A 1,842-nucleotide genomic window follows, 5' to 3' on the forward strand; every position below is an offset into this window, starting at 1 on the left:
AGCCAGAAGGCCCAGAGCTGCAGGCGCCAGAAGAAGCTTCTGGAACAGTTTCATTGGTCCTCACACCAAAACGAGGAGCCCCAAAGAAGGGGACGAAGCGCAACCCTATTCGCCGACCAGAGCGGCGCATCAGCAGAGGGCACGCAGTGACGTATCAAATGCAACGCCACTGGAGAGCAGCGCTCACATCCTGCGATCAAAGCAATAAAAAACCCCGGCGATTGCCGGGGTTGATCGAGGTCTTTGAGGACGGTGTGCGAGAAGAAAGTGGGGCTCTAAGTGTGAGGAGAGAGCCCCAAGTGTTCTGGATCAGAACTTGAAGGTGGTCTTCAGCAGGCCGCCGAACACGCTGTTGGTAGCGCTGTACTGACCATTGCTGATGTTGATCTTGCCCAGCTGACCACCGTAGTTGTTGATGTAGTACAGCGCGGGGGTGACGGTGATGTTGTCCGACACCTGGAACTTGTACCACCACTCCCACATGTAGTTGGAGTCGAGGTTGCCGTTGATACCGGTCACAGCTGCGTTGTTACCGCCACCGTTCTTGGTGATGAAGGGAGCCTGACCAACGGCCATGCCGAGGTCATTACCCTTCACAAAGGTGTCAGGCCACTGCAAACCGACATACCAGGAGTTGGCCTGAGCAGCTGTGTTGCTCCAAGCAGCCACGGCTTCCTGGTTCATGGAGGTGATGCCCCAACCGGTACTGACGGAGGGGATCCAGCCAGTGCTCTCAGGAACCCAGTAGCCACTCAGACCGAAGTTGTTGCTGGACTGGGAGACTCCAGACAAGCTACGGATCAGCGCAAGAGGGGTACCGATGGGAAGACCCATGTTCTGGCTATAGCTGTAAGCAGCAGCCAGACCCCAGGCGCTACCACCAACCAGGGGAGCCTTGTCACCGGTGAAGGCGAGCTGGGTGACAGAGGTGCTGCTAGAGCCCTCGGTCATGATGCCGCCTTCAGACGGCTTACCAAAGCTGCCGTTATTGGACACGTAGTTGGTGCTAAGGGTCACACCCTTCGCGCCAAGGACGTTGTTGTAAACAATACCGGCGCCAGCACCCAGGCCGTAGCCGGTGTTGTAGGCACCAGGCGCACCGGCGTAGGTGAAGAAGTCGAGGACGGTGTCAGCGGGGTAGACACTGGGCCACATGCCCAGCATGCCAGCGTCGTCCATACGGACCAAGGCACCAGCGGTGACGCTGAAGTCCTTGCCAACAGGGAAGTTGTAGAAGAGGCGGTTGACTTCCACCACGTTCTGCTGAACGGGGGCGTTGGTAGCCACTTCGAGGAAGGTCAGGCCAATGCCGTAGGGGCTGCCGTATTTGCCGAAGAAGTTGTCAGCGCGCAGGGTGGTGCGCAGCAGATCCTTTCCGGTGAAGCTGGTGTCGAAGTTCAGGCGAACGTCGTAGTTGAAAACGGTCGCACCGAAGTTGGCCTTGTTGTAGGCAGGGGTACCGACTTCGATACCAGAGCCGGCGGTCCCAGAGACCCCGTCAACAACACCCGCGCCACCAACAGTGTTGGGGTTCACAGATTGACCGTTAAAGACGCCCAACGCACCGGGAAGCTGGAGCTTGGTGGGGTTGGCGTAGTTGGTACCAGAGAAGCTGTTCGCACCCAGCACGAAGGTGGCCTGACCACGCAGCTTGGTGGTGGTGGAGAACTGAGTGGCTTCCAGTTCGCCCACGCGGGCCTCGAGGCCGTCCACGCGGCCGCGGAGCACAGCCAGCTCACGCTCGAATTCCTTCATCAGGCGCTTGAGCTCATCGGTCACCTCAGTGATCCGGTCGAGGCAAGCGTTCAGCAGTGCGGCCGCTTCGTAGCGGGTCATCGCACG

The 1,842-nt window shown here is 59.1% G+C and carries 1 protein-coding gene; it reads right to left on the reverse strand.

Features of this window, described 5'->3' with window-relative positions:
* Positions 1-309: 309 nt before the first annotated feature.
* Positions 310-1,842: iron uptake porin (locus ACXIQ9_RS12570; RefSeq protein WP_459016854.1), on the reverse strand; the 1,533-nt coding region annotated here is incomplete at its 5' end.

The sequence above is a fragment of the Synechococcus sp. LTW-G genome, assembly GCF_054459035.1.